The 14,237-nt window shown below is 62.3% G+C and carries 15 protein-coding genes; 5 read left to right on the forward strand and 10 right to left on the reverse strand.

Going from position 1 to position 14,237, the window contains the following annotated elements; all coding sequences use genetic code 11:
* Position 1: 1 nt before the first annotated feature.
* Positions 2-883, reverse strand: coding sequence for a DUF58 domain-containing protein (locus tag FQV27_RS02700; protein WP_147096268.1), 882 nt, complete (start codon positions 881-883; stop codon positions 2-4).
* Positions 880-1,878: an AAA family ATPase gene (locus tag FQV27_RS02705; RefSeq protein ID WP_147096269.1), complete on the reverse strand. Its 999-nt coding sequence runs from the start codon at positions 1,876-1,878 to the stop codon at positions 880-882. The genes FQV27_RS02700 and FQV27_RS02705 overlap by 4 nt, the downstream gene beginning before the upstream one ends.
* A gap of 56 nt (positions 1,879-1,934) precedes the next feature.
* Here FQV27_RS02705 and FQV27_RS02710 point away from each other — a divergent pair, with 56 nt between their 5' ends.
* Both FQV27_RS02710 and FQV27_RS02715 read left to right on the forward strand, forming a co-directional pair.
* Positions 1,935-2,525, forward strand: a complete 591-nt coding sequence (locus tag FQV27_RS02710) for a DUF1285 domain-containing protein (RefSeq protein WP_147096270.1) — start codon at positions 1,935-1,937, stop codon at positions 2,523-2,525.
* Between the two features lie 23 nt (positions 2,526-2,548).
* The gene (locus FQV27_RS02715) at positions 2,549-3,271 is read left to right on the forward strand and encodes a hydroxypyruvate isomerase family protein (protein WP_342779865.1); all 723 of its coding nucleotides are present in this window, start codon (positions 2,549-2,551) and stop codon (positions 3,269-3,271) included.
* Between the two features lie 26 nt (positions 3,272-3,297).
* On the opposite strand, the gene FQV27_RS02720 is transcribed toward FQV27_RS02715, so the two are convergent.
* The 4 genes from FQV27_RS02720 to FQV27_RS02735 form a co-directional block, all read right to left on the reverse strand.
* Complete coding sequence (locus tag FQV27_RS02720) at positions 3,298-4,506, reverse strand: beta-ketoacyl-[acyl-carrier-protein] synthase family protein (protein WP_147096836.1); 1,209 nt, start codon at positions 4,504-4,506, stop codon at positions 3,298-3,300.
* Between the two features lie 56 nt (positions 4,507-4,562).
* Positions 4,563-4,823 carry an acyl carrier protein gene (locus FQV27_RS02725; protein WP_147096272.1) on the reverse strand — a complete coding sequence of 87 codons (261 nt, stop codon included), beginning with the start codon at positions 4,821-4,823 and terminating at the stop codon, positions 4,563-4,565.
* 12 nt (positions 4,824-4,835) lie between these two features.
* Positions 4,836-5,921 (reverse strand): UDP-3-O-(3-hydroxymyristoyl)glucosamine N-acyltransferase, encoded by a 1,086-nt coding sequence (gene lpxD, locus FQV27_RS02730; protein WP_147096273.1) that lies wholly within the window; start codon positions 5,919-5,921, stop codon positions 4,836-4,838.
* Positions 5,922-5,995: 74 nt separating this feature from the next.
* Positions 5,996-7,591: a L,D-transpeptidase family protein gene (locus FQV27_RS02735; RefSeq protein ID WP_246132974.1), complete on the reverse strand. Its 1,596-nt coding sequence runs from the start codon at positions 7,589-7,591 to the stop codon at positions 5,996-5,998.
* Between the two features lie 284 nt (positions 7,592-7,875).
* On the opposite strand from FQV27_RS02735, the gene mepK reads away from it, so the two are divergent.
* Positions 7,876-8,433 (forward strand): peptidoglycan L,D-endopeptidase MepK, encoded by a 558-nt coding sequence (gene mepK / locus FQV27_RS02740; protein WP_147096274.1) that lies wholly within the window; start codon positions 7,876-7,878, stop codon positions 8,431-8,433.
* Positions 8,434-8,507: 74 nt separating this feature from the next.
* On the opposite strand, the gene FQV27_RS02745 is transcribed toward mepK, so the two are convergent.
* Positions 8,508-9,152, reverse strand: coding sequence for a DsbA family oxidoreductase (locus tag FQV27_RS02745; protein WP_147096275.1), 645 nt, complete (start codon positions 9,150-9,152; stop codon positions 8,508-8,510).
* On the opposite strand from FQV27_RS02745, the gene FQV27_RS02750 reads away from it, so the two are divergent.
* Positions 9,136-9,339, forward strand: a complete 204-nt coding sequence (locus tag FQV27_RS02750) for a hypothetical protein (RefSeq protein WP_147096276.1) — start codon at positions 9,136-9,138, stop codon at positions 9,337-9,339. The genes FQV27_RS02745 and FQV27_RS02750 overlap by 17 nt on opposite strands.
* A 116-nt stretch (positions 9,340-9,455) precedes the next feature.
* On the opposite strand, the gene FQV27_RS02755 is transcribed toward FQV27_RS02750, so the two are convergent.
* From FQV27_RS02755 to FQV27_RS02765, 3 genes are all read right to left on the reverse strand, one after another.
* Positions 9,456-9,662 carry a cold-shock protein gene (locus tag FQV27_RS02755; RefSeq protein WP_147096277.1) on the reverse strand — a complete coding sequence of 69 codons (207 nt, stop codon included), beginning with the start codon at positions 9,660-9,662 and terminating at the stop codon, positions 9,456-9,458.
* Positions 9,663-9,862: 200 nt separating this feature from the next.
* A complete protein-coding gene (gene thrS / locus FQV27_RS02760) occupies positions 9,863-11,809 on the reverse strand; it encodes a threonine--tRNA ligase (RefSeq protein WP_147096278.1) in 1,947 nt (648 codons plus the stop codon).
* Positions 11,810-11,918: 109 nt separating this feature from the next.
* A complete protein-coding gene (locus FQV27_RS02765; protein ID WP_186827190.1) occupies positions 11,919-12,884 on the reverse strand; it encodes a glycosyltransferase family 2 protein in 966 nt (321 codons plus the stop codon).
* 129 nt (positions 12,885-13,013) lie between these two features.
* Here FQV27_RS02765 and FQV27_RS02770 point away from each other — a divergent pair, with 129 nt between their 5' ends.
* Positions 13,014-14,237, forward strand: coding sequence for a multidrug effflux MFS transporter (locus tag FQV27_RS02770; protein WP_246132975.1), 1,224 nt, complete (start codon positions 13,014-13,016; stop codon positions 14,235-14,237).

The following is a 14,237-nucleotide window of genomic DNA, read 5'->3' on the forward strand; positions in this document are numbered from 1 at the left end:
ATCATCGCGCCGAAAGAACCCCGTGAAGCCAGGCGAGCGCCTCGGATGCAGGCTGGCCAAGATCGTGCGTTCCGAACAGAAACCCCGCATTCGACGCCGCCGCCGCAAGGGCATCGCGCCGTTCGTCCAACCGCGCCCGATACGCGGCGCGCAGGCCGCCCGCATCCCGCGTGTCATGGCGTTGACCGCCAAGCGTCTGAAAGCGCACCGCGCCCTCGAAGGGAAAATCCTCCTCGTCAGGATGCAATATCTGCAGCATCACACCCGTTGAGCCGACGCCCGACATGGTCTGAAGAAATTCGTCCAGCCGCGGGTCATCGTTCAGAAAATCGTCGATCAACACCGCGACTTGCGCCCCGCGCGCTGCTGCCCGCAAGGGCGCGTCGTCGTCGTGGTCCAGTGGCGCAATCATGCTGATCCCGGCGGTCAGCTTGGTCGCCTGTGCTGCGCCGGTCCCGGCGGGTTCTCCCAACAGTGTCACCCGCTCGCCAGCGCGGATCAGCAGAAGCGCCAGAGACAGGGACAGCAGTTTTGCGCGACCCATCTTCGTCTCGCCCGTGCCGGCCTGCCCTGCATAGGCCATTCCTGCGCCCCGGCCCAGCCAGATTGCCGCTGTGCGCGCGGTCTGCCGTTCGCGATCACGCACGAAACGCATGTCTCCGCGCGCCGAACGCCGCCAGTCGATCGCCGCGGCGGTATCACCCTCATGCGCCTGCCGGTATTGCCAGAAATCTTCGCCAATGCCCGGTCGGCGCAACCCGTGACCGCCCGGTGCAAACGTGGCCGCGACCGGGCCGCGCGCCAGCACCAGCGGCGGCAGCGCCGCGGCGGCAGCCTCGGCACGCGCGCGCAGGCCGGCAAGGGATGCGTCTTCTGGCGTCACGCCGCCTGCCGAAGCTGCGCGTCACGGACCCGCGCGATGATCCCGTCCACCGTCTCGCCACGGGCGCGCGCAGCGAAGCCAAGCGCCATGCGGTGCCGCAGAACCGGTGCCGCCATCGCATCCACGTCTTCAAGTGTTGGGGCGAAGCGGCCATTCAGCACGGCGCGCGCCCGCGTCACCAGCATCAGCGCCTGCGCCGCGCGCGGCCCCGGCCCCCAGCTGAGCGTTTCGCCAACCCACGGCATGCTGTCCGGTCCCGGACGCAGCGAGCGCACCAGATCGAGAATCGCATTCACCACCGTCTCACCGACGGGCATGCGCCGTATCAGTGTCTGCGCGGCGATAAGCGCGTCGGGCGACATCACGGCATGAGGATCGTCGCGTTCGACGCCGGTCGTCGCCAGAAGGATCGCGCGTTCGGTATCGCGGTCGGGATAATCGACATCCACCTGCATGAGGAACCGGTCGAGCTGCGCTTCGGGCAGCGGATAGGTGCCCTCCTGCTCGATCGGGTTTTGCGTGGCCAGGACATGGAAGGGCCGGCCAAGCGGGCGATGCGCCCCGCCGACAGTCACCTGCCCTTCCTGCATCGCCTGCAGCAGCGCAGACTGCGTGCGCGGGCTGGCACGGTTTATCTCATCGGCCATAAGAAGCTGCGTGAAAACCGGCCCCTCGACAAAGCGGAAGGCACGCCTGCCATCAGCATCCTGATCCAGCACTTCCGACCCGAGAATATCAGCCGGCATCAGGTCCGGCGTGAACTGGATGCGCGCATCATCAAGGCCCAGAACCGTGGCCAGCGTATCCACCAGCATCGTCTTGCCAAGCCCCGGCTGCCCGACCAGAAGGGCATGCCCGCCAGACAGGATCGCGGCCAGAACCTGCTCCACGACATCGTGCTGCCCGACGAACCGGCGCTCGATACTGGACCTCGCCTCGATCAGCTTTCCGCCCAGTGACAGGATTTCGTCAACCAGTTTGTCATCCTCGGCCATGACATATCTCTCATTCTGCTCTACACATATGAAACCACGGATCGAACGCAGGTGAAATGGGCAAACAGTCCGGCATAGCTTCTAACCCCGGCCCGGCGGCAGACCGCGCAAGCGATATTGCGGCGGGTGCGCAAAAGGCAGGACTGCGCGGACCAGCCCCCGTGCATCTGTGGAACCCGCCCTATTGCGGTGAAATGGACATGGAAATCAGGGCCGATGGGACCTGGTTCCACGAAGGTTCACCCATCGGGCGACCCGGTATGGTGCGCATGTTTTCCAACATCCTGAAATTCGAGGATGGGCGCCACTACCTTGTTACCCCGGTCGAGAAGATCGGCATAAAGGTCGAGGATTCGCCGTTTATCGCGGTCGATGTCGAAATCGGCGACGATCTCGTGACCTTTCAGACGAATGTCGGCGACAGCGTGGTGCTGGACGCCGATCACCCTCTTGTGATCGAAGGCTCGCCAGACGAGCCGCGCCCCTATGTCATGGTGCGCGGCGGCCTGCGCGCGCGGATCGACCGCAAGAGCTTTTATCGGTTGGCCGAATGCGCCAGTCCGGGGCCCGACGGGCGCCTTGGTCTGCGCTCGTCCGGTCTGTTTCACGAGTTGGAGTCGCCATGGCAAGGTTCGCCGCAAACTTGACCCTGATGTTTAACGAGCTTCCGATGCTGCAGCGTTTCAGCGCTGCTAAGCAGGCAGGCTTTCAGGGTGTCGAGATACTTTTTCCCTATGATGTCGCAGCGCCTGACCTAAGGCGCGCCGCACGCAGCAGCGGGATGGATATCGTGCTTATCAACTGCCCACCGCCGAACTGGGCGGGCGGGCCGCGCGGATTTGCGGCGGTCCCGGAGCTGCGCGACCGCTTTCGCCGCGACTTCGAGCGGTCGGTGCGCGTGGCCGAGGCGCTGTCGGCGCGTCATCTGCATGTGATGTCGGGCAAAGCCGAGGGCCATGAGGCGATGAGCTGCCTGATCGAGAACCTTCGTTGGGCGACTGCGCGTGCGCCGCATCTGAGCCTGACGATAGAGCCGATGAACGAGATCGACATGCCGGGCTATTTCCTGTCGGATTTCGAAACCGCCGCTGACGTGATTGACGCCGTCTCGGCACCGAATCTCGGCCTGCAGTTCGACGCTTATCAGGCCCATATGATTACCGGTGATGTTCTGGGAACGTGGGAGCGTTATCGCACGCGTGTTCACCATATCCAGATCGCTGGCTGTCCCGGCCGTCACGAACCGCGCGAGGGAGAGATCGATTATCTCGCCTTTTTCAATGCGCTGGATGCGGCCCAATATCCGGGCTGGGTCGCCGCGGAATACACGCCGCGCACGACGACCGAGGCCGGATTGCGTTGGATGCGCCAGTCGCGCGGCGCGGAAATGTGATCCCTCGCGCCGTTCTGGCGTGACCCTCAGACCTTCCTGAGCGCGATCACCGCGTTCAGGCCGCCAAAGGCGAATGCGTTGGACAGCACGGCCGTGACCTTCGCCTCTCTCGCGGTGTTGGGCACCACGTCGAGCGCGCATTCGGGGTCCGGCTCTTCATAGCCGATGGTGGGCGCGATAATCCCGTCGCGCAGCGCCATGACGCAGGCCAGCAACTCGATCGCCCCGGTGCCCCCGATCACGTGACCATGCATCGACTTCGTGGACGACATCATCAGCTGGTCGGCGTGATGGCCGAACGCATGAGCGACGGCGGCACATTCGGTCTTGTCATTCGCCGCCGTCCCCGTGCCGTGGGCGTTGATATAGCCGATATCTTCGGGGTTGAGCGCCGCATCCCGCATCGCGCCGGTGATCGCGCGTTCGGCCCCCTGCGCGCTTGGCATGACGATATCCTGCGCGTCGGACGACATCGCAAATCCCACCACCTCGGCCAGAATCTCGGCTCCGCGCGCGCGGGCATGTTCATAGTCCTCGAACACGAAGACGCCGGCACCTTCGCCTTGCACCATGCCGTTGCGATTGGCCGAGAAGGGGCGGCAGGCATCCCTGGACATGACGCGCAGCCCCTCCCACGCCTTCACACCCCCGAAGCACAGCATCGCCTCGGACCCGCCCGAAAGCATCACCTTCGCCGCACCAGAGCGGACCATCTGGAAGGCCAGCCCCATCGCGTGGTTCGAACTCGCGCAGGCGGTCGCGACGGTGAAGGAAGGCCCGCGAAGGCCGTACTCCATGCTGACATGGCTGGCCGCCGCATTGTTCATCAGCTTCGGCACGACAAAGGGGTGAACGCGGTTCTTGCCCTCTTCATAGACGACCCGATAGTTTTCGTCCCAGGTGTTCAGACCGCCGCCCGCCGTGCCCAGAACAACCCCGGCCGAAAGCCCAAGTTCGCCCTGGAAATCCAGCCCGGACTGCTCGACGGCCTCTTTTGCGGCAAGCAGGGTGAACTGGGTGAATTTGTCGTAAAGCAGGATCTGCTGACGATTGAACCAGGTTTCTGGCTGCCAGTCATGGATCTGTGCGCCGATCTGGATCGTCAGCCGGTCAACATCGCGGAAATTCAGTTGGCTGATCCCGCTGCGGCCTTCACGGAATGCCTCCAGCGTTTTCGGAACATCAAGGCCAAGTGCGTTGACGGTGCCCATCCCGGTGATGACCACACGCCTCAGCCCGTTCGCGGGTTTCGTCGCAGGCGCGGCGGCTTCGTCGGCGGTCTTCTTCGGGCTCATGCTTTCTCGGCCACCAGCTTCTCGACGGCAGCAATAATGCTGCCCATGCTGGAGATGTCGAATTCCGACTTCTCCGGCTCATTCGCGTTGAAGGGGATGGTGATGTCGAACTCCTCCTCCAGTGCGAAGATCGATTCGACAAGGCCAAGGCTGTCGATGCCAAGATCGGCCGGGCTGGAATCGTCAGTCACCTGATCGGGTTCCAGCATGGCCTGTTCGGCGATAATGTTGCGGATGCGATCGCGAATATCGGTCATGTGACTCTCCATTCAGGGCTTTTCGACGAATTCTGTAACAGCCTTTTGAAGCTTTGCGACTGTGGCAGCAAGTCGCGGCAGACGGCGAGTGGCACGGTCCATCTCCATCCGGGTCGGCATGTCGACGGCGGGATTGCCCAGCACGACCTTGCCCGCAGCCACGCGGCTGAAAATCTTGGCCGCGCCGCCCGCGATCACGTCGTCGCCGATGGTGATATTGTCGGACACACCGCATTGCCCGGCCAGAACCACCCTGTCGCCGATGACAGACGATCCGGCAATCCCGACCTGCCCGCAAATCAGGCAATCGTCGCCGACCACCACGTTGTGGCCGATATGGACAAGGTTATCGAGCTTCGTGCCGGACCCGATCCGCGTCGCGCGAATGGTGCCACGATCAATCGTGGCATTGGCACCGATCTCGACATTGTCGCCAATCTCGACCATCCCAAGCGAGTGGATGCGCTCCCATGACTGGCGCCTGATTGTTTCTCGTTTTCCAAGCGTTCTGCGAATTTCCTCGACGCCGGATTCCTCTGGCGTGACGAACGAGAACCCGTCAGATCCGATGATGGCACCCGGCTGAATCACGACCCTGTCGCCGATGCGCACCCGATGCAGAACGCGCACACCGTTCAGGATCAGTGCGTCGTCACCGATCACCGTGCCAGACGCGATCGAAACGTGGCTGGCGATCCGCGCCCGCGCGCCGATACGCACCCCTGCGCCGATCTGCACAAAAGGAGCAATCGCCGCGCCATCGCCGATTTCCGCAGACGGATCGATGACCGCAGAAGGATGGATGCCTTCGGCAATGTCAGGTCCGGCATCGAAGCTGCGCGTCAGCGCGGCCATCACCAGACGCGGGCGCGGCGCGAAAATCGCGGCGGAAAGCCCATAGTCTTTCGGGTCCATCCCCTCTGCCAATATCGCGCAGGCGCCGGGCTTCAGCGCCTCGGCGTATTTCGGTGACATCGCAAGCGCGATCTGGCCCGGGCCTGCCTGCCCCGGTTCTGCCGCGCCGTCGATCTGCATCGACACATCGCCCCATGCACGCGCATTCAGCGCATTGGCGAGATCCTGGATCGTGACCTGCATCGCGGTCTCCTTTCGCGGAGTGATCTAGCCATCCGCGCCCCGCTTTGCCAGCCCTTCATGTAGTGGATGGGTCTTCAGGTCCCCGCCTCGGCCGCCTTCTGCATCGCCGACCACACCTTTGCATCGCGGTTATAGACGTCAGGATAGGTCCGCAACTGACCATCCGGACCCGGAATCGCGGTGAAATAGACGAGGTGGACGGGCAGCGGTTCTTTCAGCTTGATCCACTGTTCGTCGCCCTTGTCGAGAATCCGCTGGAACATCGCCTGCGGGTTGTCTGAATTGCCGCGCAACAGCTCGTAAGCCAGATCAAACGGCTTGGCGACACGCACGCACCCATGCGAGGCTGCGCGGTTGCGATTGCTGAACAGACCCTTCGACGGCGTATCGTGCAGATAGATATTCCACGGATTCGGGAACATGAACTTCACAAGGCCAAGCGCGTTGTCGGCAGATGGCTTCTGGCGCAGCCGATAGGGGAAATTCGTGTCGCTGTATCTGTTGAAATCCACCTGATCGCGCGGGATCACGCGGCCCTTGCGATCGACAACGTCAAGGTGAGGCACCGCATTGCGGTTCGCGCGCAGCTTCGAAAGATAGGATTGCGCCGCGATTGATTGCGGCACGTTCCAGCGCGGGTTCGGGACCACGAATTCCATCGTGTCACTGAATTCCGGTGTTTCCCAGTCGGGCTCGGATTTGCCGACGACAACGCGCGATTCAAAGACGGTCTGACCGCCCTCGCGGATTTCGACCATATAGCTGGGGATGTTTACCCAGATCATCCGGGTGTTCAGGTCATTGCCGTTCAGCCAGCGTAGCCGCTCCATCGCGATCATGATGCGCCGGGTCTGGGGGCCAGCCTCGCCGCCGCTCAATTGGGCAATGGTTCTTGGCCCGGCCACGCCGTCAACGGGCAGTCCGGCGGCGATCTGATAATCCGATACGATCTGCGCCAGTTCCTCATCGAAGTTCTGCGGATCGGCGGGCGGCGTGGCGGGGCTGAAGCCGATGCTCGCCAGACGTGCGCGCAGATCGGCGACCGCAGGGCCTTTTACACCCAGCTTATACAACCCCGAGGCGACTTCCGGCGCGTCCGGTGGCGGGATCAGCCGCGCGTGATCTGCAAGCAGTTGCTGCAACTCCCGATATTCGCGGTTTTGCGGCGGCAGCGTGGCGAGCGACGCAACAGGGTCGCCGTCAATCATGCCATCCAGCAGTTTCGTCATGTCGACCGCGATAACCTCGCGCTTATTCATCGAATCCGTTCGGGACGGATCGACAAGGCCATTCGAGACATCGTTCGCCCAAAGCGACAAGGCGCGCGCATAACGCAATTCTGTCGCGACATCATTGCCGGTATCGTCCGCAGACAGCCCGCTGGACTTGTAACGCTGCGGCGGCAGCCCGTGTTGGGGCGCGGTCGAAATCGCGTCGAGCAGTGCTTTACGGCGCGCTTCGCCCTCCGTTCCAAGGAAAACCGGTTTCAGGCCATGCGCGCCATAGAAGGATGCCAGGCCCGGGTCAGCGGCCACTGTGCTGGCCAGCTGCATTTCGAAAGCACTGAAATCAAGTTTCGGCGCGGGCGCTGCCGCCACCATATAAGGCAATGCTGATATTCCGATGCCCAACAGGACGGTTCGGCGAATACGATTCGCTAACTTGTTCACGGTTTGACCTCTGCTCGCGCTTTTTGTTTACTTTTGCCAGCGACAACGCGGATCGTCCAGAAAAGCTGCATGCACTCGACACTTGACTTGCCGCGGCTGGACGAAACGTGGCCTCGCAACAACACACAGGCGGATTTTCGCCTATTCTGACACAATTTTGCCGATAGTGGAACGAAATGCTTTCGGGTGTCACGCAACTGGTGACATATTGTTAACCAGTCCCGGGTAATCAGGGACAGCCACCGACAGTGGTGAGTTAAGAAAAGCAGGACAGGCGATCTGAAATGACAATCGACATCACCCGCCGCGGCGTCTTCGGGATATTTGCCGCAACTGCCGTCGTGGCCGCGCCCGTAACCGGCAACGCGTTCGGCATCCTCCGCAAAGCAGGCGACTATCGCCGCATCAGCATGTATTCGCCACGAACTGGCGAAAGCATCGACACCGTCTACTGGATCGACGGAAAATACATCCGCGACGCATTGAACGAGATCAACTATTTCATGCGTGACTGGCGCGTCGGGCAGGCCATTGGCATCGACCCTCGCACCGTCGACATTGCAGCCGCCTCGCACCGGATGCTTCAAACGAACGAACCCTACATGATGCTGTCGGGCTATCGTTCGCCCAAGACCAACGCGATGCTGCGCTCGCGTTCGGAAGGCGTGGCGAAGAACTCTCTTCACATGTCCGGCAAGGCGGCCGATCTGCGCCTGAAATCGCGCTCTGTGAACCAGATGTACAAGGCGGCGATGGCCTGCCGTGGCGGCGGGGTCGGCAAATATTCACGCTCGAACTTCGTCCATATGGATTGCGGCCCGATCCGCACCTGGGGCGCCTGAGCGTTGCATTGCAAAAGGCCCGCCGATCTGGCGGGCCTTTTGCGTTCTATATTGCCGCGGCGTGCGGAGGCACCTCAGCCGCCACCTGCGGCCGGTCCGGAAAGTTCGTCAATAACCTTGCGCCACAGATCGGCGGGCTGCGCGCCCGGCAAGACATGACTTCCGCCAATAACGAAGGTGGGCACGGCCCGGATGCCGCGTTCGCGCGCATGGGCCTCACGGGCTAATACTTCGTCGCGATCAGCGTTGCTGGCCAACAGCTTGCGGATCATCGCGCCATCCATGCCCGCACCCTTGCCAATGTCCGCCAGCACGTCGTGATCTGCGATATCCCGGCCTTCTCGCCAATATGCCCGCATGAGGCCCGACATGACCCGTGTCTGCGCGCCCTCTATCCCGGCCCAATGCATAAGCCGGAACGCATCCAATGTTTGCGGAACGCGCGTGATCGCCGCCATGTCGATCCCCAGGCCAAGACGCTCTGACGCCTCCAGCACGGGGGTATTCGCAGCGATTATCCCGGCCTCATCGCCAAACTTTGCAAGCATGTAATCAGCATGCCCGACGCCAGCGGGCGGAATATTCGGATTGAGACGGAAGGGGTGCCAGGTCAGTTCGAACGGATGATCGGGGCGCGATTCCAGCGCCTGATCCAGTTCTGCCTTGCCGACGAGGCACCAGGGACATGTCGGATCGGCAAAAATGTCCAACGTGATCATGAGGGGACCTTTCCTGAAAACAAGGCCCGCCAGCCTTAATCGCTCGGCCGCTGCGGTGCAACTCGCCCTGCCCGCTTGGCGCGATAAGCGATTCAGGAAATCGATCTATCGAAAAGATCAGTGCCGTCGCGATGCGCAACACGCCGACAAGGCCCTGCCCAAAAGCAAAAATCCCGCTACCTTCTGACGGCGGCGGGATCGTTCGTATCGCAAGACCTTGCAGGCAGCGCGACTGCAAATGCATATTTCGCGCGCGCTCACCTAAGTAACGGGGGGCTGACGCATGGTCGCCCCCGCGCCTGGTCAGAGCAGCTTGAGATCCGACGCGGATTCGCGGCCGTCGCGGCCCGACTGCAGCTCGAAGCTGATCTTCTGGTTGTCCTGAAGACCCGTCAGACCGGCGCGCTCAACCGCCGAGATATGGACGAACACGTCCTTGCCGCCCGAATCGGGGGCGATGAAGCCGTAGCCTTTGGTGGCGTTGAACCATTTAACGGTGCCGGTGGCCATTCCGTTCTCTCCTTCAAATTTCCCGTGCCGCGGGTTTGCGACCGGGCCGTGCAGCCCTTTCGAAATTCCGGCTGCCCCGTGAAGGGAGGCGGTAGAAAGTCATGCTCACGCCCACAGAATGGGAGAAAGCGCGCGAAACGCAAGGCCGAAACGCCGCGCTTGGACAAGGCGACGGTAATCTTTGTTTACATCGGCATGAATCAGCCCAAATCGGGCGGAGTTGCCTCTTTGCTAAGCTGCGATAACGCTTCGTCAAGCGTTACGTTGCGGCTTCCCTGCTGGTCAAGGCGGCGCATTGACACGGTCCGGTCCTCGACCTCCTTCATCCCAATGGCGAGAATCACCGGCACTTTTGCCACCGAATGCTCGCGAACCTTATAATTTATCTTCTCGTTGCGCGTATCCGCCTCGGCGCGGATGCCGGCCGCCTGCAGCGCGTTCACTACTTCTTGAACATAGTCATCCGCGTCCGACACGATTGAGGCGACGACCACCTGCCGGGGTGCCAGCCACAGGGGCAGCTTGCCGGCGAAGTTTTCGATCAGGATTCCGATGAAGCGTTCGAACGAGCCGAGCGTCGCGCGGTGCAGCATGACGGGACGGTGTTTCGCGCCGTCCTCGCCGATATAACTTGCGTCCAGCCGTTCCGGCAGCACGAAATCGACCTGATGCGTGCCGCACTGCCAGTCGCGGCCGATCGCGTCGGTCAGCACGAATTCCAGCTTCGGGCCATAGAAGGCGCCCTCGCCCGGATTGATCTCTGGCTCGATCCCCGATGCACGGGTGGCTGACAGCAGCGCCGTTTCCGCCTTGTCCCAGATCTCGTCCGACCCGGCCCGCGTTTCGGGGCGTGTCGCGAATTTCACGCGGAAATTCTCGAACCCCAAGTCGCGATAAACCCGTGTCAGAAAGTCGATATAGCGGATCGTTTCGCTTTCGATCTGGTCCTCGGTGCAGAAAATATGCGCGTCGTCCTGCGTGAAGCCGCGCACGCGCATGATCCCGTGCAACGCGCCCGAGGGTTCATAGCGGTTGCACGACCCGAATTCCGCCATGCGCAAAGGCAGGTCGCGATAGGATTTCAGCCCGACATTGAAGATCTGCACATGGCAGGGGCAGTTCATCGGCTTCAGCGCGTTGACGGTCTTTGTCTTGGCGTGTTCCTCGTCCACTTCGACGATGAACATATGGTCCTGATAGTTTTCCCAGTGACCCGATTCTTCCCACAGCTTGCGGCTGACCACCTGAGGCGTATTCACCTCGACATAGCCGCCTTCGCGCTGACGGCGGCGCATATAGTCCTGCAGCGCCACATAGATGTTCCAGCCATTCGGGTGCCAGAAGACCTGACCGGGCGCTTCTTCCTGCATGTGGAACAGGTCCATCTCGCGGCCCAGCTTGCGGTGGTCGCGTTTTGCGGCCTCTTCCAGCATGTGCAGATGTGCCTTCAGCTCATCCTTGTTGCGGAACGCGACGCCGTAGATGCGCTGCAGCATCGGGCGGCTGCTGTCGCCCAGCCAATAGGCGCCTGCGACATGTGTCAATTTGAAGGCGTCGGCGGGAAGCTGACCCGTCGATTGCAGATGCGGGCCGCGGCACAGATCCTGCCAGTCGCCATGCCAGTACATCCGCAGATCTTCGTCGCCGGGAATGCGCTCGATCAGCTCGACTTTGAACGGTTCGCCGCGTTCCTTGTAATAGGCGACGGCGCGGTCGCGGTCCCAGACCTCCGTGCGGACAGGATCGCGAGCGCTGATAATCTGCTTCATCTTCGCTTCGATCTGGCCGAGGTCTTCGGGCGTGAAGGGTTCGGCGCGGTCGAAATCGTAGAACCAGCCGTAATCGCGGACCGGACCGATGGTGACTTTTACATCGGGCCAGATTTCCTGCACCGCGCGCGCCATGACATGCGCGAAATCGTGACGGATCAGTTCCAGCGCGGGCGCATCGTCCTTCATTGTGTTGATGGCGATGGTGCCGCCGTCATTGATCGGCCAGGCAAGGTCGATATGGCGCCCGTCGAGACTGGCGGAAATCGCCTTCTTCGCAAGACTGGGCGCGATGGATTCAGCGACTTCGGCCGCGGTCACGCCAGCAGGGTAATCGCGCGAATTGCCGTCAGGAAATGTCAGGGAAATCTGGCTCATGGCCGTTCTCCTCGTCGGTTTGGCGCCCACGGAACGCCCGGTTGCGGGTTATGTCGGCGGTTCAGATGCGCCGAATTTGACGACATGTCAACCGCATCACGGCAATGCGTCAGTCGTCGGGCTCCGCGGCGATGGCGGCGATCTGCGCGGCGAAGCGGGCCTCGGTCATCAACTGTGCCGCGTCGATGCCGGGAAGCGCACGCAGGCGCGCAATCTCGGTCAGCGTCTCGTCACCATAAAAATCCAGAATCCGCGTATCCCGCTGCTGCGCGGCGGCGAAGATCGTCCAGTATTCCTCGGTATGGCGCTCGACCGGCTCTGCGCCGACCTTGGTTACGCCGCGACCGCGTCGGCGTCGCAGCATGTAGGAATCGAGCGACTTTATCGGGTAATGGTTGAACCAGGCGATTTCATGGGTGATCCGGTCGGGCTTGAAATGTCGCAGATGATCCCAAAGCCGGCCGTCGTTCGGGACATGCGAGACCTCGCCATTGCCGCGCATGTGGCAGATGTCGCCTGGCCCGGTGAAGCCCATCGGGTGGTGGTTGTGAAGGTTTTTCCAACGCCCACCGCCGCGGCTGAGGCTCTTGACCGGACCATTGCGCCGGTGCGTCGTGGGCAACCGGTCAGGGAACTGTTCGGCGACCCTGCCGGGACGCCAGCCGAAATCGCCGCTGGTGCCGAAGTTCATCGCATTCAGGGTGATGACATCGACTTCCGGGCCGGCAAGCGCGGTCAGGTCGCCGACACGGCGCGCTCCGCGATCGACCACAAGGAATTCATCCGCGTCCAGCACCATGATCCAGTCCGCTTCGGCGATGGGATGCTCCTTCCGGATGCGCTGATAGCCGCGATGCTGCGGGGTATCCCCCGGTTTCAGCCGATTGCGCGTATGCGTGATAACGCCCTGCGACGCCAGGGCATCCAGCAGCAGGTCGGTGCCGTCGCTGCAATCATTACTGGCCATATGAATGGCATCGAACCCGAGCACGCGGTGATGGGCGATGAATTCCAGCACGAAGGGGCCTTCGTCCTTCACCGAACTCAGAAGGACATGTCGAAGCGGCTGGCTCATCTCGCAAAAAAATTCCCCGTGACTGCGCGATAGTTGCCAAACACCGCAACCCGAGGCAAGCGCAGCCTGCCGCTTGCCGCGCCGGGTCTGCGGGTATAAGCCGCACTTACCCATCAAATGGTGAAGAAGATGCACAGCCCGGACCCGAACACTCCGCCGCCGGCGCGCGCTTTGTCGTTGCCCGAATTCGTGGCGATGCTGGCGGTGCTTTTTGCGACGGTCGCCTTTTCCATCGACGCGATGCTGCCGGCGCTGTCGGAGATCGCGGCAGAGCTTTCGCCCGAAGACACCAACCGCGCGCAGCTTGTGCTGATGTCGTTCATGGCAGGAATGGGCGTGGGCACGGCACTTGCAGGACCGATTTCCGATGCGATCGGGCGCAAGCGCGCAATCATGCTTGGCTCGTCGCTGTATATCCTTGCTGCGGCCGGTGCGATCTTTGCCGACAATCTGACGCTGCTTCTGGCCCTTCGCTTCTTCCAGGGGATGGGCGCATCGGGCCCGCGCATCGCCGGAACCGCGCTGACCCGCGACCTGTATGCGGGCCGCGAAATGGCACGGATCACCAGTTTCGTCATGATGATTTTCATCATGATCCCCGCGGTCGCCCCGGCATTGGGAGAGCTGATTATCGAGACGAGCGGAACCTGGCGCAGCGTGTTCGCGGCCTTCATCGTTTTCGGCTTGATCGGCGCGACCTGGGTCGCCCTGCGCCAGCCGGAAACGCTGCCGCCCGAACGCCGCGTGCCGCTGAGCCGCAAGCGCCTGATGCAATCGGCGAAAGAAATTCTCGGGAATCGTCAGGTCATGTTGTGCACGCTGATCCTGACGCTCGGCTTTGGTCAGATGTTCGCGCTGCTGTCCAGCTCGGAACAGCTGTTCGGTCAGACATATTCCCGCGCCGACAGCTTTACGCGCTGGTTCGCGGTCATGGCGCTGCTGTCAGGGATCGGCACCATCGCGAATGCGCGCTACGTAATGAAATTCGGGATGCGGCGCATCGCGCGGGCCGCCTATGCCATGCAGGTGGTTTCAGCATCGCTCGCTCTGCTACTGGTCAGTTCCGGCGCGCTTCACGGCGATGCGGCCTTCTATGGTTTCTTCGCATGGGCGGTCAGCGTGTTCTTCATGGCGGGCGTGACCTTTGGGAACCTGAACGCGCTCGCGCTGCAGAATATGCCGCATCTGGCCGGAATGACCGCCAGCATCGTCGCCGCGCTGTCGTCTCTTGGTGCCGTGCTGATCGCGACGCCGGTCGGGCTGGCCTATGACGGCACCCCGACGCCGATGATCATTGCCGCGCTCGTCTGCTCGTCGCTGGCATGGCTCTTGATGGCGCGCCTGCGGGACTGA

It is taken from the genome of Paracoccus aurantiacus, assembly GCF_007993065.1.
Taxonomy (GTDB): Bacteria; Pseudomonadota; Alphaproteobacteria; order Rhodobacterales; family Rhodobacteraceae; genus Paracoccus; species Paracoccus aurantiacus.

Coding starts and splice junctions, on each gene's coding strand:
- FQV27_RS02705 (WP_147096269.1), bottom strand. CDS start 1,878: ATGGCCGAGGATGACAAACTGGTTGACGAAATCCTGTCACTGGGCGGA.
- FQV27_RS02710 (WP_147096270.1), top strand. CDS start 1,935: ATGGGCAAACAGTCCGGCATAGCTTCTAACCCCGGCCCGGCGGCAGAC.
- FQV27_RS02715 (WP_342779865.1), top strand. CDS start 2,549: ATGCTGCAGCGTTTCAGCGCTGCTAAGCAGGCAGGCTTTCAGGGTGTC.
- FQV27_RS02725 (WP_147096272.1), bottom strand. CDS start 4,823: ATGACCGATATTCGCGATCGCATCCGCAACATTATCGCCGAACAGGCC.
- lpxD (WP_147096273.1), bottom strand. CDS start 5,921: ATGCAGGTCACGATCCAGGATCTCGCCAATGCGCTGAATGCGCGTGCA.
- mepK (WP_147096274.1), top strand. CDS start 7,876: ATGACAATCGACATCACCCGCCGCGGCGTCTTCGGGATATTTGCCGCA.
- FQV27_RS02750 (WP_147096276.1), top strand. CDS start 9,136: ATGTCCAACGTGATCATGAGGGGACCTTTCCTGAAAACAAGGCCCGCC.
- FQV27_RS02745 (WP_147096275.1), bottom strand. CDS start 9,152: ATGATCACGTTGGACATTTTTGCCGATCCGACATGTCCCTGGTGCCTC.
- FQV27_RS02755 (WP_147096277.1), bottom strand. CDS start 9,662: ATGGCCACCGGCACCGTTAAATGGTTCAACGCCACCAAAGGCTACGGC.
- thrS (WP_147096278.1), bottom strand. CDS start 11,809: ATGAGCCAGATTTCCCTGACATTTCCTGACGGCAATTCGCGCGATTAC.
- FQV27_RS02765 (WP_186827190.1), bottom strand. CDS start 12,884: ATGAGCCAGCCGCTTCGACATGTCCTTCTGAGTTCGGTGAAGGACGAA.
- FQV27_RS02770 (WP_246132975.1), top strand. CDS start 13,014: ATGCACAGCCCGGACCCGAACACTCCGCCGCCGGCGCGCGCTTTGTCG.